Source organism: Citrobacter sp. wls619, assembly GCF_005281345.1.
Taxonomy (GTDB): Bacteria; Pseudomonadota; Gammaproteobacteria; order Enterobacterales; family Enterobacteriaceae; genus Citrobacter.
Genome location: NZ_SZXJ01000009.1, coordinates 1 through 556, shown reverse-complemented (window position 1 = coordinate 556; position 556 = coordinate 1). Strand labels below are relative to the sequence as shown.

Below are 556 nucleotides of genomic sequence, written 5' to 3'. Positions count from 1 at the left end.
CGTCCGGCAGTCAGGGCTTGAAATCGGTCTGGCCTGAAGCGTGATAACCCCAGCGTCTGGCATTATAAAGACCGGGAGCGTTTGTTTGCAACGGGAAACAAAGCGGGTTAAACTTACCCTGCTAGGATTGTATTATCACGCAACGCCGCTCAGGCCACCATCCGTAGCTTGAGAGCGAAAAATAAAGAACCCTGCCTCACCAGCAGGGTTTTTTATTTTCTGCGATCGGCCTTCCAGAGTGTCTCTTGATGTTGACGGTTAATCGCGGTATCTTTTACTCGCACCTGCAAGTTCAGGTGCCGGGTTTGACAGCCTGAACCACAAAGCGGACAGCCGCTCATTTTGTAATGCGGTTTTTTTGTGTCCGTAATGAACCGAGTTACGTCCATATTATGGTGGGGCGTAGCGGGGGAGCCTTTGCGCTCGCCGGTTTCTTTGTGGCCGGTCTGTCAACCCTGTTACGTCTCACCACCCCGTTTGACAGCGGTCTGGTGAGGTTTGCAAAACCACACAAAGAGGCTGCCATTATGGCTACGATCCCCACCGAAACACACCC

The 556-nt window shown here is 52.5% G+C and carries 1 pseudogene; it reads left to right on the top strand.

Features of this window, described 5'->3' with window-relative positions:
* Positions 1 to 347 precede the first annotated feature (347 nt).
* Positions 348 to 556: pseudogene (locus tag FDX19_RS25035) on the top strand (ash family protein); the annotation flags it as partial.